This window comes from Olleya sediminilitoris (assembly GCF_016785945.1).
Lineage (GTDB): Bacteria > Bacteroidota > Bacteroidia > Flavobacteriales > Flavobacteriaceae > Olleya > Olleya sediminilitoris.
Genome location: NZ_JAEMEF010000007.1, coordinates 68,360 through 94,015, shown reverse-complemented (window position 1 = coordinate 94,015; position 25,656 = coordinate 68,360). Strand labels below are relative to the sequence as shown.

Annotated in this window: 26 protein-coding genes; 12 read left to right on the top strand and 14 right to left on the bottom strand. The window is 31.5% G+C overall.

Annotated features, from left to right (window positions below):
* Nucleotides 1-133 precede the first annotated feature (133 nt).
* Nucleotides 134-1,867 (bottom strand): M14 family metallopeptidase, encoded by a 1,734-nt coding sequence (locus JAO71_RS09635; RefSeq protein WP_203000500.1) that lies wholly within the window; start codon nt 1,865-1,867, stop codon nt 134-136.
* A 97-nt stretch (nt 1,868-1,964) separates the two neighbouring features.
* Between JAO71_RS09635 and JAO71_RS09630 the strand changes: the two genes are divergently transcribed.
* Nucleotides 1,965-3,626: a SulP family inorganic anion transporter gene (locus tag JAO71_RS09630; RefSeq protein ID WP_116823383.1), complete on the top strand. Its 1,662-nt coding sequence runs from the start codon at nt 1,965-1,967 to the stop codon at nt 3,624-3,626.
* A 76-nt stretch (nt 3,627-3,702) separates the two neighbouring features.
* On the opposite strand, the gene coaD is transcribed toward JAO71_RS09630, so the two are convergent.
* Genes coaD through JAO71_RS09615 form a run of 3 tightly spaced genes read right to left on the bottom strand, consistent with a single transcriptional unit; the run spans nt 3,703 to nt 5,795 of the window.
* A complete protein-coding gene (coaD, locus tag JAO71_RS09625; protein ID WP_028289217.1) occupies nt 3,703-4,161 on the bottom strand; it encodes a pantetheine-phosphate adenylyltransferase in 459 nt (152 codons plus the stop codon).
* Nucleotides 4,162-4,173: 12 nt separating this feature from the next.
* Nucleotides 4,174-4,782, bottom strand: coding sequence for a hypothetical protein (locus tag JAO71_RS09620; RefSeq protein ID WP_203000498.1), 609 nt, complete (start codon nt 4,780-4,782; stop codon nt 4,174-4,176).
* A 38-nt stretch (nt 4,783-4,820) separates the two neighbouring features.
* The gene (locus JAO71_RS09615; protein ID WP_028289219.1) at nt 4,821-5,795 is read right to left on the bottom strand and encodes a D-alanine--D-alanine ligase; all 975 of its coding nucleotides are present in this window, start codon (nt 5,793-5,795) and stop codon (nt 4,821-4,823) included.
* 126 nt (nt 5,796-5,921) lie between these two features.
* On the opposite strand from JAO71_RS09615, the gene JAO71_RS09610 reads away from it, so the two are divergent.
* From JAO71_RS09610 to JAO71_RS09595, 4 genes are all read left to right on the top strand, one after another.
* On the top strand, nt 5,922-6,476 hold the full coding sequence (locus JAO71_RS09610; RefSeq protein ID WP_028289220.1) for a PASTA domain-containing protein: 555 nt from the start codon (nt 5,922-5,924) through the stop codon (nt 6,474-6,476).
* A 10-nt stretch (nt 6,477-6,486) separates the two neighbouring features.
* Nucleotides 6,487-7,527: an RluA family pseudouridine synthase gene (locus JAO71_RS09605; protein WP_028606937.1), complete on the top strand. Its 1,041-nt coding sequence runs from the start codon at nt 6,487-6,489 to the stop codon at nt 7,525-7,527.
* A gap of 318 nt (nt 7,528-7,845) precedes the next feature.
* On the top strand, nt 7,846-8,604 hold the full coding sequence (gene yaaA, locus JAO71_RS09600; RefSeq protein WP_203000496.1) for a peroxide stress protein YaaA: 759 nt from the start codon (nt 7,846-7,848) through the stop codon (nt 8,602-8,604).
* Entirely contained in the window at nt 8,561-8,899 is a 339-nt protein-coding gene (locus JAO71_RS09595; protein ID WP_028289223.1) for a hypothetical protein, read from the top strand. The genes yaaA and JAO71_RS09595 overlap by 44 nt, the downstream gene beginning before the upstream one ends.
* Here the strand turns inward: JAO71_RS09595 and JAO71_RS09590 are convergent.
* Nucleotides 8,889-9,026: a 30S ribosomal protein THX gene (locus JAO71_RS09590; RefSeq protein WP_082396101.1), complete on the bottom strand. Its 138-nt coding sequence runs from the start codon at nt 9,024-9,026 to the stop codon at nt 8,889-8,891. The genes JAO71_RS09595 and JAO71_RS09590 overlap by 11 nt on opposite strands.
* 128 nt (nt 9,027-9,154) lie before the next feature.
* Between JAO71_RS09590 and JAO71_RS09585 the strand changes: the two genes are divergently transcribed.
* Complete coding sequence (locus tag JAO71_RS09585) at nt 9,155-9,826, top strand: uracil-DNA glycosylase family protein (protein WP_203000494.1); 672 nt, start codon at nt 9,155-9,157, stop codon at nt 9,824-9,826.
* A 44-nt stretch (nt 9,827-9,870) separates the two neighbouring features.
* On the opposite strand, the gene JAO71_RS09580 is transcribed toward JAO71_RS09585, so the two are convergent.
* The gene (locus JAO71_RS09580) at nt 9,871-10,389 is read right to left on the bottom strand and encodes a VOC family protein (RefSeq protein ID WP_203000492.1); all 519 of its coding nucleotides are present in this window, start codon (nt 10,387-10,389) and stop codon (nt 9,871-9,873) included.
* A 158-nt stretch (nt 10,390-10,547) separates the two neighbouring features.
* Between JAO71_RS09580 and JAO71_RS09575 the strand changes: the two genes are divergently transcribed.
* A complete protein-coding gene (locus JAO71_RS09575; RefSeq protein WP_051419137.1) occupies nt 10,548-10,823 on the top strand; it encodes a winged helix-turn-helix transcriptional regulator in 276 nt (91 codons plus the stop codon).
* 9 nt (nt 10,824-10,832) lie between these two features.
* Here the strand turns inward: JAO71_RS09575 and JAO71_RS09570 are convergent, their stop codons facing one another.
* Together JAO71_RS09570 and JAO71_RS09565 are read right to left on the bottom strand one after the other, a co-directional pair.
* Nucleotides 10,833-11,198, bottom strand: coding sequence for a DUF1304 domain-containing protein (locus tag JAO71_RS09570; RefSeq protein ID WP_028606942.1), 366 nt, complete (start codon nt 11,196-11,198; stop codon nt 10,833-10,835).
* A gap of 20 nt (nt 11,199-11,218) precedes the next feature.
* Nucleotides 11,219-11,812, bottom strand: a complete 594-nt coding sequence (locus JAO71_RS09565) for an FMN-binding negative transcriptional regulator (RefSeq protein WP_203000481.1) — start codon at nt 11,810-11,812, stop codon at nt 11,219-11,221.
* Between the two features lie 71 nt (nt 11,813-11,883).
* Between JAO71_RS09565 and radC the strand changes: the two genes are divergently transcribed.
* From radC to JAO71_RS09545, 4 genes are read left to right on the top strand one after another with little or no spacing between them, the layout of a single operon-like run.
* Nucleotides 11,884-12,582 (top strand): RadC family protein, encoded by a 699-nt coding sequence (radC, locus tag JAO71_RS09560; RefSeq protein WP_203000479.1) that lies wholly within the window; start codon nt 11,884-11,886, stop codon nt 12,580-12,582.
* The gene (locus JAO71_RS09555) at nt 12,583-13,881 is read left to right on the top strand and encodes a polysaccharide deacetylase family protein (protein ID WP_203000477.1); all 1,299 of its coding nucleotides are present in this window, start codon (nt 12,583-12,585) and stop codon (nt 13,879-13,881) included.
* Nucleotides 13,865-14,557, top strand: coding sequence for a YjjG family noncanonical pyrimidine nucleotidase (locus JAO71_RS09550; RefSeq protein WP_116823374.1), 693 nt, complete (start codon nt 13,865-13,867; stop codon nt 14,555-14,557). The genes JAO71_RS09555 and JAO71_RS09550 overlap by 17 nt, the downstream gene beginning before the upstream one ends.
* A gap of 2 nt (nt 14,558-14,559) precedes the next feature.
* On the top strand, nt 14,560-15,315 hold the full coding sequence (locus tag JAO71_RS09545) for a hypothetical protein (RefSeq protein WP_116823373.1): 756 nt from the start codon (nt 14,560-14,562) through the stop codon (nt 15,313-15,315).
* Here JAO71_RS09545 and JAO71_RS09540 read toward each other — a convergent pair.
* Nucleotides 15,312-16,589, bottom strand: coding sequence for a replication-associated recombination protein A (locus tag JAO71_RS09540; RefSeq protein ID WP_203000475.1), 1,278 nt, complete (start codon nt 16,587-16,589; stop codon nt 15,312-15,314). The two genes, JAO71_RS09545 and JAO71_RS09540, sit on opposite strands and share 4 nt — an antisense overlap.
* A gap of 196 nt (nt 16,590-16,785) precedes the next feature.
* On the opposite strand from JAO71_RS09540, the gene JAO71_RS09535 reads away from it, so the two are divergent.
* Nucleotides 16,786-17,553 carry a rhomboid family intramembrane serine protease gene (locus tag JAO71_RS09535; protein WP_203000473.1) on the top strand — a complete coding sequence of 256 codons (768 nt, stop codon included), beginning with the start codon at nt 16,786-16,788 and terminating at the stop codon, nt 17,551-17,553.
* Here the strand turns inward: JAO71_RS09535 and rlmB are convergent.
* From rlmB to JAO71_RS09510, 5 genes are all read right to left on the bottom strand, one after another.
* On the bottom strand, nt 17,548-18,282 hold the full coding sequence (gene rlmB / locus JAO71_RS09530; protein WP_203000471.1) for a 23S rRNA (guanosine(2251)-2'-O)-methyltransferase RlmB: 735 nt from the start codon (nt 18,280-18,282) through the stop codon (nt 17,548-17,550). The two genes, JAO71_RS09535 and rlmB, sit on opposite strands and share 6 nt — an antisense overlap.
* A gap of 65 nt (nt 18,283-18,347) precedes the next feature.
* The gene (locus JAO71_RS09525; RefSeq protein WP_203000462.1) at nt 18,348-19,082 is read right to left on the bottom strand and encodes a hypothetical protein; all 735 of its coding nucleotides are present in this window, start codon (nt 19,080-19,082) and stop codon (nt 18,348-18,350) included.
* A gap of 66 nt (nt 19,083-19,148) precedes the next feature.
* Entirely contained in the window at nt 19,149-20,654 is a 1,506-nt protein-coding gene (locus JAO71_RS09520; protein ID WP_203000460.1) for a RagB/SusD family nutrient uptake outer membrane protein, read from the bottom strand.
* Nucleotides 20,655-20,664: 10 nt separating this feature from the next.
* Nucleotides 20,665-23,967 (bottom strand): SusC/RagA family TonB-linked outer membrane protein, encoded by a 3,303-nt coding sequence (locus tag JAO71_RS09515; protein ID WP_116823368.1) that lies wholly within the window; start codon nt 23,965-23,967, stop codon nt 20,665-20,667.
* A gap of 266 nt (nt 23,968-24,233) precedes the next feature.
* On the bottom strand, nt 24,234-25,643 hold the full coding sequence (locus JAO71_RS09510; protein ID WP_054851682.1) for a SusD/RagB family nutrient-binding outer membrane lipoprotein: 1,410 nt from the start codon (nt 25,641-25,643) through the stop codon (nt 24,234-24,236).
* Nucleotides 25,644-25,656 lie beyond the last annotated feature (13 nt).

Below are 25,656 nucleotides of genomic sequence, written 5' to 3'. Positions count from 1 at the left end.
AGTCTACATTAGAAGTTAATCAATGTTTCTAGATTGAATTATTTAGAACAAATTGATCATGATTTAAGACTTAATTTATAGCAGGTTTTATAATAGTATAGAAACATCAATAACCACGAAATATAATATACTACTATCTTAATATTCTAAAAACAGGATATTGTAAATGTGCCTTTTCATAGTTTTTACTATGTTTATGTAGCCAATCCAATTGTGCATACCAATTTTCAGCAAAACCAGAATCATTAGCTTTTTTTAAGTTGAAATCATTTTTTAGTTTAGGGTTATTTTCCAATATACTTTCGGCTTTATCTTCCCAAACATATGGAGAAAACCCTTCTTTTTGTTGTAAAATGGTATCAAAAAAGTTCCAATTAAAAAACGAATCTGGAGCTTGAGGTTCTAACGTTTCTATTAAATATCTAAACGCATATTGATTGGTATCTATGATATAATCTCCCTTTTTAAAAATCAATTTTTCTGTTGTGGTTTTTACATTAGTGTTATAATGTTGGTAATGTCCTTCATAGGCATTTGTTCTAGTTTTATAATCATCAATTTTGTAGGATTGTACAGTTATTGTAGAGTCCTGTTGTAAGGGTTTTAAAATAACGTTATTAGATTTTAATCGTTTAATAACAGACCACCAACCTTGAGGTATAATATATGCTTTAGGTATCACGACTTCTAAGCTTGGTTTAAAGTAGTTTTGATAATTAACCTGCTTAGTAAATGGTTCATTTCGATTATATTTTAGACGATTGGTTTCTGTAATATTACTTGGTATTTTATGACCTTCATAACCTTTAAAATTTAAAGTTGTAGATTTTGTGGTGTCAATTTCCCATTGTAAAGGATAAGTCGTTTTTGCGATTAATTGTTTTGTAGCCTTTTGACGTAAGTCTTTAATTTTTGAGTAATCGTTTTCAATAATATCAATCATAGATTTCATTAATTGATAAGTCCCTTCAACACGTTGTTTGTATGGTTTTAGCATATGTGTTTCTACCATCATGCCTAAAGTGTTAAACAATGTAGTGTAACCAGTTGAGTATCTTGGACTGTCCATAAATTGACTAAAACCTGCTTCCGGAACAGTATTAAACACATTGACGTAAGGTGTGATATCCCAATTGTGTTTAGATAAATTATCCTCTAAATTAGGTTGCATTGTGTTATGAAGATAATCTCCTAACAAACCACCTAATTTGTTATGTTGCGTAAATAAATGTGTTAATGTATATTGGTAATCTGCTCCATTACTAACATGATTGTCTATAAAAACATCAGGTTGTATTAAATGAAATATTCTAGCAAAAGTCTCAGCATTTTTTGTATCACTTTTTATAAAGTCACGATTTAAATCATAGTTTCTAGCATTGCCTCTAAAACCATAAGCTTTAGGTCCATTTTGATTGGTTCTCGTGGATGTGTTTCGGTTTAAGCTACCACCAACATTATAAATTGGGATTGTAGCTAAAACAGTGTGTTTAGGCATTTGAATGTCTCCATTTGCAATATCTCTAAATAACATCATAGTAGCATCAATTCCATCAGATTCTCCTGGATGTATCCCGTTATTAATTAATAAAATACGTTTGTCATTTCTTATAGCGTTAAAATCAAAATTTTTATCAGGATTTAAAGTAACTATATGTAGTGGTTTTCCAGAATCCGTTATACCTATCGAGTCAATGGATATAGAAGGGTAGGTAGTAGCTAGATTGTTATAATATGTAATAGTTTGCTGGTAGGTTGCGGTTTCTAATCCTTTAGATTTTTCAAATACAGTTGTAAAATCAAAGTCTTTTTTAAGCTTAGGTTGACAAGACATAAAGACTAGACATAGTACTAAAATTTTTTTCATTGAAAGTTATTTTTAACAAGGGTTATACAAATATAATATTATAGACTTGTGATTGTTGGAATTAAGCGTACTTTTGCAGCTTCTAAAATTGAAGACAATGACAGAGTTTATTAGAAAAATAGTCCCAAATGCAAAGGACGACGTTTTAGCAGGTATTACAGTATCATTAGCAATGATTCCAGAAGTAGTAGCATTTGCTTTTGTAGCACAAATAGATCCATTAATGGCTTTATCAGGTGCTTTTATAATTGGTTTAATAACAGCTATTTTTGGTGGACGTCCAGGTTTAATATCTGGAGCAGCAGGAGCAGTAGCGGTAATTTTTGTAACCATGATTGCAGATGGACATACCAAAGGGATGTTAATGGATACACCTATTGAAAACATGGGTTTTTTCTATCTTATGGCCTGTGTGGTATTAATGGGTTTAATACAGATTTTAGCAGGTGTTTTTAAATTAGGTCGCTTTGTGCGTTTGATTCCACATCCTGTTATGATGGGATTTGTTAACGGTTTATCAATTGTAATATTTATTGCACAGGTAAAAATGTTTTCACATAAATCGTTACAAGTATCAGAAGCAGGTGTTAAAGAGTATGTTAGTACATTTATGCAAGGTGCAGAACTATATACCATGATTGGTTTAGTATTGTTAACCATGGGAATTATTTGGGGATTACCTAAATTAACTAAAAAATTACCAGCAGCTTTGACAGCTATATTAGTAACAAGCCTTATTGTTATTGGATTTAATATGGATGTGTCTACTGTAGGATCATATATTATAGAAGGAGGAGGAACTGGTTTAAAAGGAGAGTTTCCAACACCAAATATGGAGCTTTGGGAAAAACTACCTTTTAACTTAGATACTTTAAAATTTATAGCATTACCTGCATTTTTAGCATCATCAGTTGGATTGATTGAATCTTTAATGACTATGAATCTTGTGGACGAGTTGACAGAAACAAGAGGTAACGGAAACAGAGAATGCGTTGCGCAAGGAGCAGGAAATATAGTGTCTGGTCTATTTGGAGGAACAGGTGGTTGTGGTATGATTGGACAAACCGTAATTAATATTAATGCAGGTGGTCGTGGACGTTTGTCAGGTATTATGATGGCTGTAACACTACTATCGTTTATTTTGTTTGCAGATAAATTAATAGAAATGGTGCCAATTGCAGCTTTAGTTGGTGTTATGTTTATGATGGTTATAGAGACTTTTGCTTGGTCAAGTTTTAGAATATTAAAGAAAATCCCTAAGTCTGATGCAGTAGTACTAATTACAGTATCATTAGTAACTGTTTTTGTGGATTTAGCTGTAGCAGTATTTATTGGTGTGATTATTTCAGCATTAGTTTTTGCTTGGGAAAATGCTAAAAAAATTAGAGCTAGAAAACGTATTAAAGCAGATGGAACTAAAGTGTATGAAATTTGGGGACCATTATTTTTTGGAAGTATTCAAGCTTTTAATGAAAAATTTGATATTAAAAATGATCCAGATACAGTAGAAATTGATTTTATAGAATCTAGAGTAAGTGATCACTCCGCATTAGAAGCCATTTTTAATCTGGTTGAAAAATATGAAAAAGAAGGAAAGCAAATACGATTAAAACATTTAAGCGAAGATTGTAAAGTATTACTATACAAATCTAGTCCAAAGTTTAGAGAAGTAGTTGTAGAGGATATAGATGATCCTAGATACCATTTAGCAGCTAATCCAGAAGAGTTTCCTAAACCTTTATCAGAATATAAGTTTTAATATTATTTTAAACTTAAAACATAAAAAAAGCATAACAATTTAAATTGTTATGCTTTTTTTATGTTTAACGTAATACTTAGTCTTTTAGTCTTACACTATCTGGTACTAGTACAGTGTAATCACCATTGTTTCTTATAACGTCTCTTACAATTGAAGATGATATATAACTGGTTCTTGCAGCAGTTAATAAAAACACAGTTTCGATTTTTGATAATTTACGATTAGTGTGTGCTATAGCTTTTTCAAATTCAAAATCTGCAGGATTACGTAATCCACGTAAAATAAATTGAGCATCAATTTCTTTACAAAAATCAATTGTTAAACCTTTATAAGTTACAACTTTTACTTTTGGTTGGTCTTTAAAGGCTTCTTCTAAAAAACGTTGTCTTTCTTCTAAAGAAAACATGTATTTTTTTTCAGAATTCACTCCAATAGCAACCACAACTTCGTCAAATAATTTGACACCACGTTTAATAATATCATAATGTCCAAGGGTTATTGGATCAAAGGATCCAGGGAAAATTGCGCGTCTCATGTTTTGTTTTTTTTAATCTCTATCTACTTCGTAGATGGTTTGTTTGTCAAAAAGTGATTGTATTTCACTTCTAGTATAGCCATCTGTTTCTGTGGTGTAATTTTTAGCTTTATCTATTTTATAAACTTTAGATTTTCTGTCAATTAGTACATCATTGTAAATTACAAATATACTATCCTTTGTTACTTTGTTAACTTTCATTGTGCTGTAATAACCACTTTGTGAAGTCTCAACAGAATATACGTCGCCAATCATAGGTTCTTTGATATAGCGTTTGTCGTTCTCGTCGTCCTTTTTACTTGTGTAAACAGCAAAACTAATTAGTAAAACTAAAACTGCTAACCCACTAAAATACCAAATTGGATATTTAGCATCAGCTTTTTCAATATTAAATTTTTCTTTTATTGAATTAGGTAACGATTTTAAATCAAATGTTTTATGACAATTGGTGCACTCTAAAATATTTTCTTTACCTAACGGAAACATAGGTATCCAATATAAGTATGCGTATTTACCAAAGATAGAATATCGCATAGTACGACCATCTTCACAATTAGGACAATTAACATTAACAAGCCTACCTTCCTTTATAGTGGTTGCTTTTCTACCGTAAAAAATCATATTAGTTTAAGTTTGGTTAGTCTCTAAATATATACTTTTTAAAGTAAAGCTTCCTCAATAGCATTACTAAACAAGGCTTCCATGCTAATACCAGCAACTTTAGCCTGTTGTGGTAAGATACTGGCAGTCGTTAAGCCAGGTACAGTATTTATTTCAAGTAAATGTGGTTGGTTGTTTTTAAATATAAATTCACTTCTAGAAAAGCCTTTCATTTTTAAAACCTCATAAACTTTTTTAGCAACAGTATTAACTTGTTCTTCTTGTGTTTGTGTTAATCTTGCAGGAGTAATTTCGTTGGATTTACCTAAGTATTTAGCTTCGTAATCAAAAAAATCATTCTCACTTACAATTTCTGTGATTGGTAATACTTTAGTTTCGCCTTTATAGGTAATCACACCTACAGACACTTCTGTTCCGTCTAAAAAAGATTCAATTATAATTTCGTCATCCTCTTTAAAAGCATGATCAATTGCTTGTTGTAAATCTTCTTTTTTATGGACTTTACTAATTCCAAAACTGCTACCAGCTTTATTAGCTTTAACAAAGCATGGTAAACCTACTTTGTCAATAATTGCGTCTTCGTTTATAGTATCTCCTAAATTGATGTAAAAACTCTCAGCAGTTAGTATTCCGTAAGGTTTTAAAACACTTAAACAATCACGTTTATTAAAGGTTAATCCAGCTTGATACATACCACAACTAGTGTGAGGTATGTTTAGTAATTTGAAATAACCTTGCATAAAACCATCTTCACCAGGACTACCATGTATGGCATTAAAGACACAGTCAAAAGTTGTTTTTGTACCATTAATAGTTACTGAAAAATCATTTTTATCAATAGCAAATTCGGTATTATTATCATCAACATACACCCATTTATCTTTAAATATATGAATGCGATATGCATTGTATTTAGTGTTGTCTAAGTTTTGATATACAACGTTTCCGCTGTCAAGAGAGATTTTATATTCGCTAGAATAACCTCCCATTATTATGGCAATGTTTTTTTTCATTTAAATCTAAATTATATCAGATATCCAATAAACAGTTATAATATTCGTTTTGTAAAAATATCATTTATTTTATTCCGAAGATAAAACCTTTTAGTTTTTATATATTTGCCTACAAAAATTAGTTAAATGAGTTTCATAAGTTTTCTTAAAAGTAAAGCGTTTTTTACGCAATTAGCAATAGCAATAGTTGCCTTGTTTGTGCTAGGTTTTATAATATTAAAATGGTTAGATATTACCACTAATAATGGTGAGTTTGAAACCGTTCCAGACTTAAAAGGTAAATCTATTAAAGTGGCTCAGATAGAGTTAGAAAACAATAATCTTGTGATGCAAATTCAGGATTCGGCTAATTTTAACCCTAATTACCCAAAGTTTTCTGTAATAGACCAAGATCCAAAAGCTAATGAGCAAGTTAAAGAAAACCGTAAAATTTATATTACTTTAAATCCATCAGGATACCGTAAAATAGCAGTGCCAGATTTATATCAGAAATCCTACAGACAAGCTAAGCCAATGATAGAAGCCTTAGGATTTAAAGTAGGTAAAAAAACATACATAGACAATATTGGTAAGGACATGGTTTTAGGTTTACGTTATCAAGGTAAAGTGTTAAAACCAGGAACAAAACTACCTAAAACAACAGCAATAGATGTTGTTTTAGGAAACGGTAACCGTCCATAAATACTATATAATGAACGATTACACACCAGAATTACCAGAACAAGAAGATAATGATACCTTATATGAGCATCATTCTTTTGTAGCAGATAAAGGTCAAAAACCATTACGAATTGATAAATGGTTAATGAACAAAATCGAAAACGCTACACGTAACAAAATACAAGACGCAGCAAAAAACGGAAGTATTTTTGTAAACGAAATTGCTGTAAAATCCAATTACAAAGTAAAACCAGAGGACGTTATAAAAGTACGTTTCGAGTATCCTCCACACGAGAATTTGTTGGTAGGAGAGGATCTTCCTTTGGACGTCGTTTATGAAGACGATCAACTACTAGTGGTTAATAAACCAGCAGGAATGGTAGTGCATCCAGGACATGGTAACTATTCTGGGACGTTAATAAATGCCTTAATTTTTCATTTTGATAACCTTCCAAACAATTCAAGTGATCGTCCAGGATTAGTCCACAGGATAGATAAAGACACTTCAGGATTGTTAGTCGTAGCCAAAACAGAAGTCGCTATGGCACATCTGTCTGCACAATTTAAAGCCAAAACTAGCGAGCGTGAATATGTAGCCATAGTTTGGGGAAATATGGATGAAGAAGATGGTACAATAGAAGGTAACATTGGACGTCATCCAAAAAACAGATTACAAAACACGGTGTATCTAGATGACGATGCAGATAAAGGTAAACCAGCAGTCACACATTATAAAGTTTTAGAGCGTTTAGGCTACGTTACATTAGTAAGCTGTAAACTAGAAACAGGTCGCACGCATCAAATACGTGTCCACATGAAACACATAGGACATACCCTTTTTAATGACGAGCGTTATGGAGGTAATTTAATCTTAAAAGGAACCACATTTACCAAGTACAAACAATTTGTAGATAATTGTTTTAAAGTACTACCACGTCAAGCTCTACATGCAAAAACATTAGGATTTGTGCATCCAACCACCAATAAGTTTATGAGTTTTGAGTCTGCAATTCCAGACGATATACAACAGTGTATCGAAAAATGGAGAGGCTACTCTAAACACATGGAATAACATTCTTATAACATTACAAATTTGGACGTTACCCTTAACCTGATTTTAGGATCAGCTTAAGGGTCGCGCTATCCATTATATCTTTTTTTGCCATTTATGGCAGCAAAAAAAGGATGCCATTACTATCGCTAACGCAACTCAAGTTTTCCATAGTAATACTAAATTTTAGTATTGTAAATTACTATAGATCCAGCTTTTAAAACCAAAGGGTTATTTGTAATTTCGTAACAACAAAAATTAACAATTAGTATATAATACCGCATTATATACCAACGTAATGTATTGCTGCAAAGCAAAACAACACTAAATTTACAGCATATGAAACTAGTTATATCTCCAGCAAAATCATTAGATTTTGAGTCAACATTACCAACAGCAAAAACGACAGATTCGCAATTTTTAAAACAAGCAAAAACCCTAAATGCTGTTTTAAAAAAACAAAAACCTCAGCATTTATCAGACTTGATGCACATTAGTGATAAATTAGCACAACTTAATTATAATCGTAATCAAGACTGGAGTTTACCATTTACAAAAGATAATGCAAGACCAGCAGTTTACGCTTTTAATGGTGACGTTTATAAAGGTTTAGACGCTTATAACTTACCCGAAGATAAAATAGACTTAATGCAAAGTACAGTAAGGATTTTATCAGGATTATATGGTGTGCTTAAACCATTAGATTTAATTCAACCTTACCGATTAGAAATGGGAACAAAGTTACCAGTTGGTAGCAATAAAAATTTATACGAATTCTGGAAAGAAGACATTGTAAAGTCTTTAAATGAAGAGTTAGAAGATGATGAGTTATTTTTAAATCTAGCATCAAACGAGTATTTTAAAGCCATAAATACAAAAGCACTTAAAGTACCAGTTATAGATGTTACCTTTAAAGAATTAAAAAACGGAAAACTTAAAATCATTTCGTTTTATGCAAAAGAGGCAAGAGGTTTAATGGCTAAATACGTTATTGAAACTAATGCAAAAACAATTGAAGATTTAAAACAGTTTAACTACAATAATTACCAATTTGATGGCAACCTCTCAACCGAAAAAAACTTGGTCTTTACAAGATAATAAACGTACAGAAGCGCAACGCAATTTATTTAAAGCAACAGGTAAACCTAAAAAAAACAAAAACGTGGTGTATTTGTTTAGTGTTATTGCTGTGCTTTTAGTAGTTAGCTTTGTGTTACCAATGTTGTATGATCAAGAAGTAATTGTATGTATTACAGATACCTTGTGTTTAAACTCTAATAGTAATACAATCCTATATCCATTGTATGTGTTTGGGACTATAGTAATACTAATATTAGCAGTTTATGGAGCATTTGTAGTTGGTAAAAAAATAGGGAATAGGTTTAAGGTTTAACCGTTCCTTTTTTTTCAATATCAATTTTGGTTTCAGGTCTTACTCGTTTTTTTATACGTGGTCGTCTAGCACCAAAAGTCCCTCTGTTTATTTTTCCTCGTTTAGTTTTTTTATCTCCTTTTCCCATAGTTTAGTATTGTTTTAATTTCCACGTAAGTGAAAATATTTAAATTAATTACTTCTTATAAGGTAACAAAACCACTATTTTTAACCAAGATTAAAAACTTAAAATTGTTATAAATCTTTGTAAACACTATGTTTAACCATAAACATCCATACGCTCCATTTATTAAAGACGATACTAAAAAGTTAATCGTTGGGACGTTACCACCTCCACGTTTTACAACAGGAGAATTGTTAGAAAAAGATGTGGACTTTTGCTATGGTAGTTACTATAATAGCTTGTGGTTATATATAGATAAAATTCATGATTTGGGTTTGTTTTATGATAATAGTCAAGAAGCAATTGACCAGCGTAAACAGTTTTTAATAGCACATAAAATAGGTGTTTGCGATATTGTAGATAGTGCGCAACGTGAAAAAGTTGATGCTTCAGATTTAGGAATGCTTAATATAAAATTACGAGATGTTATTGGGTATTTAAAGCAATATCCAAGTATAGACACTTTGTTATTTACAGGAGGAAATAGCAAAAATGGTCCTGAATATTTTTTCAGGAAACATATAAAAGATTACAATATAAAACTGAACTTGGTAAGTAAAATCACGCCTAAAATTCATCAATTTGAATTACCCACTAAAAGTAATAAGCCCAATAGGATTATTAAAACAGTCTCTTTAACTTCTGGGTCAGGAGCAGCAAATATTGCTATTGGTAGTAATCCATTGTACAAACAATTAAAAGCTAAAAATCCAAAGTTTAATACTTTTGATTTTAGGGTTATGCAGTATCGTGAGTATCTATAAAAACAAAAACGTAAGCCTTAGACTTACGTTTTTTAATAATTAAATTAGTTTTTATTTTGATAAGCACCAGAGCTGTAAGTTAACTCGTAGCTATGTGTGTAAATCTCAAATACAATCCCAAATGGATCTTCAATATAACACATTTTAAAGGGTTTGTCTTCAGGATAATACGCTCTAATAGGCATGCGCTGTTTACCTCCATAGGCAACAATTTTTTCAATTAAATCTTCAATATTAGGATCTTGAATGCAAAAATGAAATAAACCTGTGTTAAATGGATTAAAATCTGGAGCCTCTTTAACTCCATGCGGAAAAGAAAACAACTCAACTCCAACACCATCTGATGTAGCTAAATGCGCAATTTCAAAAGTCTGCCAGTCGTCACCAAAAACATCAATACACATTTGACCTATAGCAGTATCTTTTTCTTTTTTAATTTCCGATGGTTCCATAATGACATACCAACCCATAACTTCAGAGTAAAATTTAACAGCTTCTTTTATATCAGGTACAGTTAGTCCAATATGTGAAAAGGATTTTGGATAATCTTTATTATTTTTCATATACTTTATTTTAGATCGTAAAATTAATTTATATTTACCTAATTAACAATAACTTACCTAAAAGTGATATAGTTACCAAAACGAGTAAATTGTTGATTTTTAATGATATAAAAATTTTTATTTTGAAAAAAAATGTAACTTGTCCATTACATTATACTATGGACTTAATAGGTACAAAGTGGAAACCATTAGTTTTGTTTCATTTATTAGATGGTGCTTTACGTTCAGGAATTTTACAAAAGCATATTCCTGGGATTTCTAATAAAATGTTTACACAAACGGTTAGAGAATTAGAAAAAGAGGGTTTAATATCCAGAAAAGTGTATCCAGTGGTGCCTCCAAAGGTAGAGTATAAACTAACCTCTAGAGGTGAATCTCTAGAAAAAATATTAAAAGATTTAGATGCTTGGGGTAAAATTGATAGTACAATTTAACGCTTCCAATTAGCTGTTTAAAAGTATTAAGACAATACCTATAATTGCTGGTAAGGCTTGAATGAAAAATATTTTTTTTGAAACACTTAATGCGCCATAAATACCTGCTACAGTAACACAGCCCAAAAAGAAAATAGCAATATTTGCAGACCACTCTGGAGATTTAATTAAGAAAGACCAAATTAATCCTGCTGCTAAAAAGCCATTATATAAACCTTGGTTGGCAGCCATACTTTTTGTTGGCTTAAATAAGTCTTTAGGAAAATTTTTAAAGACTTTTCGACCTGTAGTTTCCCAAGCAAACATTTCAAAATATAAAAAATATAAGTGTAAAATTGCTACAAAAGCAATGATTGTTTTTATAAGTATTTCCATAATAACAGTTAATTTGTGGGTTAAAAAATCTTGTCTAAAAAGTGTGTAATACTTTGTTGATTAGCACGTAAAAGCTCTTGTCTAGCATTAGCTTTATCTTTTGGTTTTTTGTCCTGTGACAGTTTAAATTTACCTTCCCAAGTATCTATTGAAATTTCAAAAAGTTTGATATATTCTAAATTTTTATCTAACCTTGGATTGTCTGCCTCTAGAGTATATTTATGGTCAGGAGCCTCTAAAAATTGGGTCATTGTTATTAAAGACTGTTTTAATTCGGCTTTATTTTCAATTTGTGTTACAGTACCTGTTAAATGTACTTTAATATAATTCCAGGTAGGTAATTGCGTTGTGGTATATATACTTGGTGAGATATAACATTCAGGACCAGAAAAAAGCACAGTCACCTTGTTTTTGTCTTTTAATAGATTGGTTTGTGGATTGTAAATATCAATATGACCAATTAATTTCCCGTCTTCCTCACGATATATTAATGGTAAATGTGTAATTAAAGGTGTGTTGTCTTTGACAGAAATTACTGTAGCTAAGGGATACGTTTTAATCACTTCAATCAAGTGGTTTTTGTCGTTATCCTGATGTTTTTGAGGTGGATACAATTGGCTTGGTTGTATGGGTTAATGTGTTTTATTTCATTTAAAAATTACAAAATTATATGTAGTTTTATAAAATGTCTGATAAAAGTACTTCATTTTCAATTAAAAATTGGTCTCAAGATGATCAACCTAGAGAAAAACTATTATACAAAGGAAAAGCATCTTTAAGTGATGCCGAATTAGTTGCTATTCTAATAGGCTCTGGAAACAGAAATGAAAGTGCTGTGTCCTTGTGTAAACGCATCTTGTCTAGTGTAGATAATAATTTAAGCGAATTAGGTAAACTTAGTATCAAACAATTATTGGAATTTAAAGGAATAGGTGAAGCTAAAGCCATTAGCATTATTGCTGCCTTAGAGCTAGGAAGACGTCGAAGAGGAGAGGAAGCTTTGCAAAAAAAGAAAATTACTTCAAGTAAATCTGTTTTTGAACTTATGCAACCTATTATTGGAGAGTTACCACATGAGGAATTTTGGATTATATATTTAAACAACTCTAATAAAGTGATACATAAAAGTCAATTAAGTAAAGGCGGAATTACAGGTACTTTAGTAGATACACGTTTGGTTTTAAAAACGGCTTTAGAGGTTGGAGCAGTGGGACTTATTTTATCGCACAACCATCCATCAGGTACATTAGTTCCAAGTCAAGCAGACAAAGCCGTAACTTTAAAACTTAAAACTGCAGCACAAAGTTTAGATATAAAAGTCTTAGACCATTTAATTGTTACAGAAAACGCTTATTTTAGCTTTGCAGACGAAAACCTACTGTAAATGCTACTAGTATACACACATAAAATTACACCTAGATTCAAATATGTTTTTAAACAAATTTGTACCAGAATTTTAGGGATTCCAGTAAACTTTACAACCGTTATAGAGGAATTTATTGCACATGACAGCTTAAAAATGTCGTACACAAGGCAACCTTTAAGTAACGAGATTTTTGTACGCGCAAACGAGTTACTTTTTGAACAAGGTTTATCCGATTTGGATATAAATGTATTACCATGGGAAGAGACTAAATGCTTTTTTCCTACTGGAGAAAAAAGTGCCTTACCATTTGATGTTTTTGCAGCTACGTTTTATCTAATTAGTCGTTATGAAGAGTATTTACCTCATGTAAAAGATGACTATGGACGTTTCACTGCACAAGAAAGTTTAGCTTTTAAAAATAAATTTTTAGACCAACCTGTTGTAGATATTTGGGCTTATAAATTTAAAGCTATTTTACAAGATAACTATCCTGATTTTGATTTTCCAGACCAAAAATATACTGTTAGACCTGTAATAGATATTCCAGTAGCTTATGATTATAAATTAAAAGGGTTGATGCGTACAATAGGAGGTACGTTTAAAGATTTTTTTACATTTAAATTTAAACGTTTATACCAAAGATATTCTGTTGTTATGGGCTTTAAACGTGACCCATACGACACATATAAATACGTAATTAATAAGCAAAAAACTTCAAAATATAAGTTTGTTTTTTTCTTTTTATTGGGCGATTTTTCGACCTACGATAAAAATATAAATTTTCAGAAACAAAAATTTATTTCACTTATAAAACACGTTGGCGACTATTGTCAAGTTGGTATTAAAACCTCTTTTTTTGCGTTATCTAATATCGAGATTTTAAAAGAAGAAAAAGCACGAATGGAACGCATTATTAACACTGCAATTGTAGGTTCAAGACATTCGTTTTCAAAAGTTAATTTGCCAGAGTCTTATCGTCATTTAGTAGAGTTAGAAATACCAGAAGACTTTACCATGGGTTATGTTAATTATTTAGGTTTTAGAGCAGGTACATGTACACCTTTTTTATTTTATGATTTGGATTTTGAAGTACAAACACCATTAAAAATAGTGCCATTTCAAGCCTTAGATTTTGCCTTTTTAAAGTACCATTCTTTATTAGATAAGCAACAGGCTTTAAAACGATTAATACAGTCTATAAAACAAGTAAATGGTACCTTTGTACCAGTGTTTCATAATTATACCTTTGGTAACAATCCACGTTGGCAACATTTTAAAAACTTATTCAACATAATTATAGATGCAAAAACTAAATAATATTCAACATGTTTTTTTTGATTTAGATCATACACTTTGGGATTTTGATAAAAACTCTGCATTGACTTTCGATTTTATTTTCAAGAAACATAAAGTTGGTACTAACATTAAAGATTTTTTAAGTTTTTATGAACCTATAAATCTTCAATATTGGAAGTTGTATCGCGATGAAAAAGTTACTAAGGACTATTTAAGATATCATAGATTAAAAGATACTTTTGATGCTTTAAATTATACGGTTCAGGATAATTTAATACATCAATTGTCAGACGATTATATTACTAACTTATCAAGTTTTAATCATGTGTTTGAAGGTACATTTCAGCTTTTAGATTATTTAAAAACAAAATATACTTTACATATTATTACAAATGGATTTAAAGAAGCTCAGAATAATAAATTAAAAGCCTCAAAACTGGATCATTATTTTGAGACCATTACAAACTCTGAAAGTGCAGGAGTTAAAAAACCGAATCCTAAAATATTTAATTTTGCATTAAATTCGGCTAAAGCCGAAACATCAAACAGTATCATGATTGGTGATAGTTACGAAGCAGATATACAAGGTGCTTTAAACATTGGTTTAGATGCCATTTGTTTTAATTATCATAAAACAGAACTGACAAAGGACATTAAAGTTGTCCAGAATTTATTAGACATTAAAGATTATTTATAACTATGAAACTTAAATATAAAATTACTTTAATCTTATTTTTATTATTAAATCTATCATTTGGTTTATATGCTCAATCAGAACTTAATGACTACAAGTATGTAGTTGTGCCAGAGCAATTTTCTTGTCAAAAAAAGCCTAATAATTATAGACTAAATGGCTTGACCAAATTTTTATTAGAAAAACAAAATTTTACAGTTTTTCTAGATTCTGAGCAATTACCATCAGATGCAGCAAACAATGGATGTTTAGTATTGTATGCAGATGTTACAGAAGATAGTAGCATGTTTAAAACTAAGCTAAAAATTAATTTTAAAAACTGTAAAAATCAAGTAGTTTTTACCTCTCAAGAAGGAGTGTCTAGAGACAAAGAATATAAGGTAGCTTATAACGTAGCATTGCGTAATACTATTAAAACTTTTGAAACATTTAAACATAATTATTCTGCTACAACAGAAACCCAACCAGTTATCTTAAACAAGACAGTTAAAGAAACGGTTCCTGACATTCAAGAAGCTGAAGCAACAATTATTGAAACAAAAGCAAAAGACTCAATGCTTTATGCTCAAAAAATTTCAGAAGGGTTTCAATTATTAGATAGCCAACCTAAAGTAGTCTATAAAATTAAAAACACCAATCTTGAAAATGTTTTTATAGTAGAAGGTAAAGAAGCTATCATTTACAAGAAAGATAATAGCTGGTATATTGAATACTACGATAAAGGTATCTTACAAAAACAAATGTTAGATATTAAATTTTAATATCCATATTTTTCTTTCCAACGTGATCTTAAAAATTCACGTTGGGCATTTTCTCTAGCATTGTTACCAGGTTGGTATAGTTTAGTATTACTAATCTCTTTAGGTAAAAACTCTTGCGTAGCAAAATTATTGTCATAATCATGGCTGTATTTATAGTCATCACCATAACCAATATCTTTCATTAATTTTGTAGGTGCATTCCTGATATTTAGTGGTACACTTAAATCTCCAGTTTGTTTAACTAATTGTTGTGCATGGTTAATAGCCATATAAGCAGCATTACTTTTTGGTGAGCACGCAAGGTATGTCGCACATTGGCTTAAAATAATTCTAGATTCAGGATAGCCAATAGTTGTTACAGCTTGAAATGTTGTATTAGCCATTACCAATGCAGTAGGATTAGCATTACCAATGTCCTCACTAGCCAAAATTAACATGCGTCTAGCAATAAACTTTACGTCCTCACCACCTTCAACCATTCTAGCTAAGTAATATACAGCAGCATTTGGGTCACTACCTCTTATAGATTTTATAAATGCCGAAATAATATCATAATGCTGTTCACCAGTTTTATCATAGCGAACAGTATTATTTTGTACCTTATCTAACACCATAGCATCAGTAATAGTTACAGGATCTTTATCTTCACTATTTACAATTAGCTCAAAAATATTTAATAATTTTCTAGCATCACCACCAGATAAACGTAATAAAGCACTGGTTTCTTTAAGTGTTATGTTTTTTTGCGATAAGTACTCATCTTTTTTAATAGCACGCTTTAAAAGGTCTTCTAAATCGGTTTTTTCAAAAGCTTTTAAGATATAAACCTGACAGCGTGACAATAATGCCGATATTACTTCAAAACTAGGGTTTTCAGTCGTTGCACCAATTAATGTCACCCAACCCTTTTCTACAGCTTGCAATAAACTATCTTGTTGAGATTTACTAAACCTATGGATTTCATCAATAAATAAAATCGGGTTTTTAGCAGTAAACAAACCACCACTATTTTTAGCCTTATCAATTACCTCACGTACATCCTTTACACCAGAGCTAATTGCGCTTAAAGTATAAAACGGTCTATTAGAGGTAGTAGCAATAATATTGGCCAAGGTAGTTTTGCCTATTCCAGGTGGTCCCCAAAGTATCATACTCGGAATAATACCTTGTTTAATATGAGTTGTTAAAGTTCCGTTTGGACCCACTAAATGCGATTGACTTATATAGTCATCTAATGTTTTTGGACGTAATCTTTCTGCTAAAGGCGTATTCATACTGTAAAATTAAATTAAATTTTGTTTTGGCGTGCCTTTTTTGCTCATTCTTCACAAAAAAGTCGGGCTCTCACTACTCAATCTTTTCGCTTAGGCAAAAAGGATTTCAAACAAACCGTTCCATCCCTCACGCACCTACCAACTGACATTATTGCATTACATTAAAAATGGATAACTATTTGCTATCTAATTAACAATGAAACACCAAGAACCTTTTAAATTTACCAATGACGTTTTAATTTATCCTATAGCATTTGTGATATTATTATGGTTAATTTTTGCTACCGAAATAAGGTATGGTTTTTCATTAAACTTTCTTGGTATTTACCCACAAAATCTGACGGGTTTAATAGGTGTAATTTGTAGTCCCTTTATACATTCTGGTATTTCGCATTTATGGCATAACACTATTCCTTTGTTTGTGTTAACCACAGCATTATTTTATTTTTATAGATCCATAGCATTTAAGGTATTAATTTACGGTATTCTTTTGTCAGGCTTTTTAACTTGGTGTATTGGTAGACCTTCATACCATATTGGAGCTAGTGGTTTAATATACGTCTTAGCAAGTTTTATTTTTTTTAAAGGTGTTTTTGCTAAATATTATAGGTTAATAGCATTATCATTATTAGTAGCATTCTTGTACGGAAGTATGATTTGGAATACCATTCCCTTAGAAGAAGGTATTTCATGGGAAGGACATTTAAGTGGTTTAATAGTAGGGTTATTATTTGCTTTGTTTTTTAGAAAGCAAATAGCAAAACCAAAACGTTATGTTTGGGAAGAGCCTGATTATAATGAAGCAGACGATGAGTTTTTACAACAATTTGATGAAAACGGATACTTTATAGAAAGGGTAGAGGAGGAGGAGGAGGATTTAGATTTACAAGAATCAGATTCAACGTTACCATTAAAAATACACTACACTTTTAAAGAAAATAAAACAAGTAGCAACGATTTATAATCGTTGCCTTACAGCCTCATATAAAAATGCACCACAAGCAACGCTTACATTAAGGGATTCAATATCTCCTAACAAAGGTAATTTAGCTTTTTCATCTGCAATTTTCAAAATAGAAGGATTTATTCCACGACCTTCTGATCCCATTATTATTGCGCAAGGCTTTTTAAAAGACACATCAAAAATTGTGTTATCAGTTTTTTCAGTAGCAGCTATAACTTTTATATCTGAGGCTTGAAGAAAAAACACAGCATCTTTAATATGATCCACTCTACAAATTGGAATTTTAAATACAGCTCCAGCACTTGTTTTAATAGTGTCTCCATTTACAGGAGCAGCACCTTTACTTTGGATTATTATTCCATCAACACCTGTACATTCAGCAGTACGTATAATAGCTCCAAAATTTCTAACGTCACTTAATTGATCCAGTAACAAAAATAAAGGCCTTTCATTTTTTGCAGACACTTTTTCATAAAGTTCTTCAATGTCATAAAACTTAATAGGAGCTATTTGTGCAACAGCACCTTGATGATTATTTTTAGTTAGTCGGTTTAGTTTTTCAACAGGTACGTAAGACGAATTAACTCTTTTATCTTTCAATACAGCTTGTAACTCTTGAAACAGTTCTCCTTTTAGCCCTTTTTGTAAAAAGACTTTATCTACATTTTCTCCTGCATTTAATGCTTCAATAATAGCTCTAAGACCAAATATTTGAGTTGATTTTTCCATGATACAAAGGTATAAAAAAAGAGCCTGCAAATTGCAGGCTCTTTTTAAATATTCTAACACTTAAGTTATGGTAACGTAAACGTTGCGCTTGATCCTGAACCATATGATCCATCAGAACTAAACAATACAGTTCCTGTAGACGTGATAAGTTCTATTGCTCCAGCACCATCTCCGTAATCATCAGAAACAATAAACTGGTATGTACCACTTTCAACACATAGTGTAGTTTCAATTGACCCTGATAATCCAGCATATGCATTAGCATATGAAGCATATGGTCCGTTTTCTACTACTACATTACCTTCAGCATCTTCTATTGCCCAGTATAATTCTTCTGGCCAATCATCTAAAGTGATATTTAAATTAACTTTGTTAAATAAACACTCTTCTAATACAGATAATGTTATTCCATCACCTAAGAAAAGACCATCACCACCCTGTAAGTTTAAGATTATCGATTCTGAGTTAGCTAATGTTAAGTCAACATCTGTTATTGAAATATCTATTTTACCAACATTTGTAGAACCTGGTATTGTAACCGTAGAGGGTAAAGTGTAAGTTGAAGGGTCTAAAGTAGAATCTGGTGATAACATAATGTTGAATGTTCTGTCAGAATCAACAATGTTTGCTGAATAGACCATTACTTCAAATGTTGATGTACCGTCTGCTTCAACTTCTAATGTCCTGTTATTTTCAAATGAAACATAATTCGTTCCAGGAGCTTCTACTTCTTCTTCACAACTTGTGAATATGAATAAAGCAAACATAAATATTAATAATATTATTTTATTATTTTTCATAAGATTTGATTTTAGCAAAAAACACTTTTTTACATGAAGTAAAAAAGTGTTTTTAATTAGTTTAAATTATTGGTTTTGTGATCCTAAAAATGGATTATTTTGGATCTCATCTTGAGGAATTTCAAATTGCATTCTCTCATCATTGTAATCGATAGCCTCTCCTACAAAAGATAAGTGATTATCACCTCTTTGTGTAGTTGCTTTATTACGTTTCATTGCTAAGAAAGATTTTCCTTCTCCCCATAACTCAATTCTAGTTTGAAGGTATATTTCGTCTTGTAAAGCTTGACCTGATAATGCATCTACATATGAAGCATCAGTTAGTCTATTGTCTAATAAAGCTTTTAAGCTTGTTCTAGCTGGACCATCAAAACCTAGTTTTGCATTTGCTTCAGCATTTAGTAAATACATTTCTTCAACACGCATGTATACATAATCAGCAGTTACAACTTGTGATGTTCCACCTATAGAACCAGATGCATAAAATTTACCAGCAGGTTGTAAGTGTCTATCATTAGTTGGATTATTTATAAATTGTGCCTTTCTAAAGTCGTTATTTGGAATAGCATCATATAAATCAGCATCAATTGCTTTATAATCACCTGCCCAAGCATAACTGTATGAAAATTGATCAATTTGTCCCCACCAAGAGATTAGTCCTAATCCGTTATTTTCAGTTACATCAATACCCCACATCCAACTTGGATTATTTACATCACAGAAACAATTTGTTACATCTCCACTTGCTAGCATTGAATAATTACCTGAATTAATAACATCATTAGTTAAAGAAGCTACATCTACATCTCTACCTCCTTTAGCGCCTAATACATATGCTAATATAGCTTTAGCTACATCTTGATTTACTTGGTTTTTAGCAGCTCTATTAAATCCATCTAATAATTCTATTGCTTCTGTCAAATCATTTTCCATTAAATCATAAACTTGTTCAGCTGTAGATTTTGGAAGGTTTTGATTTTGTGGCTCTGTATATAATGGTAATATTTCTTCAGATGCATTATATTCTTTTTGAAAATATTGTGTCAAATAGAAGTATGAGTGAGCTCTCATTGCTTTGGCTTGACCCATAGCATACTTGTTTTCTTCTATTTCTGGTATTGCATTGTTACCTCCTAAGTTTTCAATAACAGTATTTGCAGACCTTACTATTCTATAATAGTACCTCCAAACCATTCTGTTTCTTGCTCTAGTAAAATCTAATGGTGCTTGAAACTCTGTTATTTCGGCACGATACCATCCAAAAGTACTATTACTTAAAGCCATGTCACCAGAAAGCATGTCTCCAAAAACATCATAAGATTTATGACCAAAGTCATCATGGTTAGTAGTTCCTCCTGATCCAGCTTGTATCATCTGTGCATACAATCCATTAATGAAAGCAGCTGGAATTGCTAAATTAGTTTCTGCCCCTTCAGCTAATTGATCTGAAGTCAGGAATTGAGTTGGTTGACTAGTTCCTGAGACACCAGTATTATCTAGAAGATCATCAGAACATCCTGTAATGCTTAGCATCAAACTTGATACAAAAGCGATTTTTAATATTTTTTTCATTTTTTTTTTTTTAAAATTTAATTCTTGCTCCTAACGTAATTGTTGTTGGAGGAGCATAAGTTCTACGCCCAGAATTACCCGTTTCATTAATAGAAGGGTTAAATCCTTCTCTAGCAGACTTAATGAATAAGTTATCTCCAGATACCCAGAAATTTAGAGCATCAATAGCAATATTATCTAACATTTTACTTGGTAAAGTGTATCCAATTCTAGCATTGTTTAACGCTAAATAGTCTGTACTAGTTATAAATCTTGTTGAAGCACTTGTACCATTAACTATAGCATTGTCTGATAAAATTGGTACATCTGTTATATCTCCTGGGTTTTGCCATCTGTTAGATATATCAGTATGATAATTATTACCAGCAGCACCAAAACGATCACTCATTAATTCTGCGTATTGCGCATCATAAGCATAACCACCAATGCTGTAAGTAAATTGAGTAGATAAATCAAAGTTTTTGTATCTAGCAGAAAGTCTTAAAGCACCTCTTAAATCAGGTATAAATGATTTATCAATGAATACTTGAGTTGCATCAGCATACGTGTCAGTTACAGTTCTTTTGATATTGCTTCCTTGTTTTTTCTTTTGATATTCAAAAAGAGAACCAGAAGTGTTTAAATCATTACCATTACCATCATCGATAGAAAAAGATTCTTCACCAGCATCAAGTACACCGTTATTATTGGCATCATCATAATATTGGTACCATAAAGGTGAACCATTTGATGGGTCAACTCCAGCCCATTCTCTCATCCAAAAATCAAACATTGATCTACCTTCCGCAAAAGCATAAAGACCGCTATCTAATGATGATCCTGAATCAATTATTTTACTAACACCTGTACTTGGATCTATAGGCATTCTTTTCATTTCGTTACTTAAAACTTCACCATTTACAGAAAGATCTAATTTGAAATCTTTAGTATTAACAATATGTCCTGTTACATCAAATTCTAAACCTGCATTTAAAATCTCACCATCATTAACTCTAATACTAGATATTCCAGCTGAAGGTCCTACACGTTGGTTAAAAAATAAGTTGTCAGTATTTTTTCTGTAGTAATCTAAATTTACATCTAAATAATTACCAAAACTCATTTCTAATCCTCCTTGTATCATCTTAGAAGTTTCCCAAGTTAAATCAGGATTTCCAACGATATTTAAGTCTAAAGCTAATTCTCCACCAACTAAACTAGAATTATAAGTATCAAACCCACGTGTTGTACTAACACCCTGCTGATCTCCTGTTATACCATAAGATGCTTTAACTTTTAAATAAGACATAAAACTATCCTGTAAGAATTCTTCATTACTTACTATCCATGCAGCTCCTATAGATCCAAATACACCCCATTGATCATTAACAAACCTAGATGATCCATCAGTACGAACTGAACCAGTTAAAAAGTATGTATTGTCAAAATTGTAATCTACTTTACCAAAATAAGATTCTATAGCAGAAGCATTTTCATATCCATCAGGTAAACCTGCTGTTTCTAAATAATTACTTAAATTATATATACCAGGTACAATTACATTTTGCATAAATTGTCTTGATTGAGTAAAGCTAGATTCAAACGATTCGTGAGCCGCTAAAATCTCTAAAGAGTGTCTGTCATTTGAAAATGGAGCATTATATTTCAATAACTGTAAAAATGACTTAGTCCACCTAACTTGATCAGTTACTGATAAACTTCCATTTGTGTTTGCTCCAGTTCCGTATACATGATTAGATGCATTATTTCTTCTAAAAAAAGAATATTGTCCACCAAAAGTATTTTCGAAACTTAAGTCATCAGAGATTTTGAATTTCATAGAAATATTACCGTTTATTCCTTGGGTATTTCTAAGGTCGTTATCAAGTGTTGCAGATCCAATTGGGTTTAATAAATTGGCATTAGGTCTATTTCTAGTAAAACCATTATAGTCTCCAGTAGGCGATCCATAATCAAATTGGTATCCACCATAAATATTATCAGGAATTAAAGTACCTGTATTTGGAAAACGAGCATATACTGGATATATAGGTGCCATTTTATCAGCAAATTCAAATATATTTTCAGATCCTTCTATCTGACCATTGTTTGTGGTTTTAGAAGTTGAATAACCAATGTTTACCCCAACGTTTAACCAATCTTTTACATCAGAGTCTAAATTTAATCTAGCTGTAACTCTTTTAAAATCAGAGTTTATTGAATATCCTTTTTCATCGTAGTACCCAACAGAAGCAAAGTATTTTGATTTTTCTGATCCTCCACCAATTCTAACATTGGATTCTGTTCTTATACCAGTTCCAAATGCTATATCAGCGTATCTTTCAGGTGTAAATAATCTATTAACACCTGCTCTAACTTGTCCAGTTGTAGGATCAATTAATTCTTCAGCTGTTGCAACATCCCACATATTGTATCCAGCACCTATACCATCGTCGGTAAATAATGTTGAATTCGCAAATCCTGCTGGATCTGGATTACCTGTAACTTGACCTCTGTTTTTTAATCCTTCCCAAACATATCCAATGTATTCCTCAGGGTTAGTAATTACATCATACCTTGGTATGATTTGCATGTTAACTCCAGATTTAAAATCAACTTCTACATAACCATCAGTTCTAGAACCAGTTTTAGTCGTGATTAATACAACTCCATTTGCTCCTCTTGAACCATATATAGCAGTAGCAGTAGCATCTTTAAGTACTGTTGTACTCTTAATATCAGAAGGGTTAATAGAGTTTAATTCAAAGACACCATTGTAAGGTATACCATCAACTACGTATAACGGAGAACGGTTTCCTAATGGTGACCCATAACCTCTTACACGTACAGTTGCAACTGTACCTGGTTGTCCCGAGGTATTAATTACAGTAACACCTGCTACCTCACCAGCTAAGGCTTGAGTAACATTTGCAAAAGATTTTGCTTCAAGGTTTTCAGAACTAATAGTAGTTGCTGTTCCCGCAAAAGCTTGTTTTGTAGAAGTACCGTAACCAATTACTAGCACTTCTTCTAGTTGGTTATCAGGAGCTAGAGATATATTGATAGTGTTTTCACTACCAACTATAACCTCTTTGTTACTATATCCAACATAACTGAATTGTAATTTTTCACCAACATTTACATTGATAGAGTATCCTCCGTCAAAATCTGTTGATGTTCCATTAGACGTTCCAACGACAACTACATTGGCAGTTGGCAACGGTAAACCGTTTTCGTCAGTTACGACACCTGAAACTGTTTTGTCTTGTGCAAACGATATTTGCACAACAAACGCTAGAAATAGCGTTAAAATTCCACTAAACTTTGTTTTCATTTTTATTTTTATTTGAATTAGTCTGAGCCAAAAATCTTAATAAAAACTTAATAAAACAACTTTTTTGTCATAATTTTTGTTCTACACGAATGAAATGTTTAATGATTCTTATCTTTTGTTTAGATTAATTCAATATGTTGTACTCTTAATGTTTAGAAGTAATTCATGTTCTAATTATTTGCATGATAATGTTTTATGGATAATTTTTTCTAAAAAAAAAGCCTTGGAATAATTTTCAAGGCTTTTGATAAAATGTTAAAGAAATATTAATTTATATCCCAAAACAATTTAGTGGTTTTGGTATCTCCTCCTATTGCAGTTGATGCTTTACCCCAGTTAATTTCATTTAGATTTTGTTCGTTAACAGGGTATGTATATCTGGTAGGAATTGGATCACCCGTATTAACTGGTAAGTTAAACTGTGGACTGTCAAATTTTCTCCAAACTGTCCAACCTTCAAATCCTCTATTGTACATTGCTAACCAAAATTGAGTTCCAATCTTCTCTCTCCAATCTCCAGATGCTGTTGCATAGGCTACAGCTGGATTTGCTAAATAAGTTGTTAAGTCTGAAGCTTCCCAATATTCAAATGAAGCTGTAATTCCATTTTCATAGTGTTCTTCTACAGTACCTCCAACAGACCAATTTCTAGCAGCAGCTTCAGCTAAATAAAAAGAAACTTCACTATAGTCTAATAATACTCCTTTAGCTTCAGGGTCATGTATATCTAATTCATCATCATATCCTGCTATGTGAGTATATCCAGGAAATGAATTGTTATCTCCATAAGGGCCTCCTTCGTAGATTCCAGCCCCTAGATTATCATCAAAATATTCAGGTCTCCTTGGGTCATTTAACGTATTCATTACATCAGCTAGAGTATTAGCGATAACGTAATCAGTTCTTCCTGTTTGAACTAAGTCAACCCATATTGGGTTTGTGTTAGGTGTTGCAGACTCATAAGCAAGTAATGCATTATCGTCGTTTGATGAGAATACTCCTGCAGTGTAAGCAGCTTCAACTGTTGATTGAGATAAAGTTGGGTTTACATCAGATAACCTAATTCCTAATCTTAACTTTAAAGAATTAGCAAACTTATTCCAAGCTGTCATGTCTCCACCATAGATTTTATCTGAAGTTATAAAACCGTTACCTGTTAGATTTGGGATAGCTTCATTTACCCTTGTAATTAAATCGGTGTAAATAGTTTCTGCATCATCATATTTAGGTAATGTAACATCTCCTAATGCCTCTGTATAAGGTATATCACCAAAAGTATCTACCATTTGTTGCCAAGCATAAATCATTAAAATTTCAATTTGTGCTTTACTAGTTGAAGATGTAGTTATGTCCTTAGCTGTTTTTAAGTCTAATAACACATCTCTGTATATTTCTGACCAATGACTTTCAGGGATATTACGTTCTGTTAGGTTGTAATTACTCTCATCAATGTAAGTTGTTTGTGTCCAATACTGCCCAAATAATCTAAAGATGTTTGAATTAACATTTGTGCTGGTCATTTGATCAAATAAGCTTTTTACAGCTCCATTAAACAAAAAGTCTGCATCGACTTGTGTTGGGTTTTTTGGGTCTCTATTTAAATCCTCGTATAATTCATCTGTTTGACATGAGAATAATACCAAGATTGATAAAATTGTTATATATGTTTTTTTCATAATTTTTTGTTTT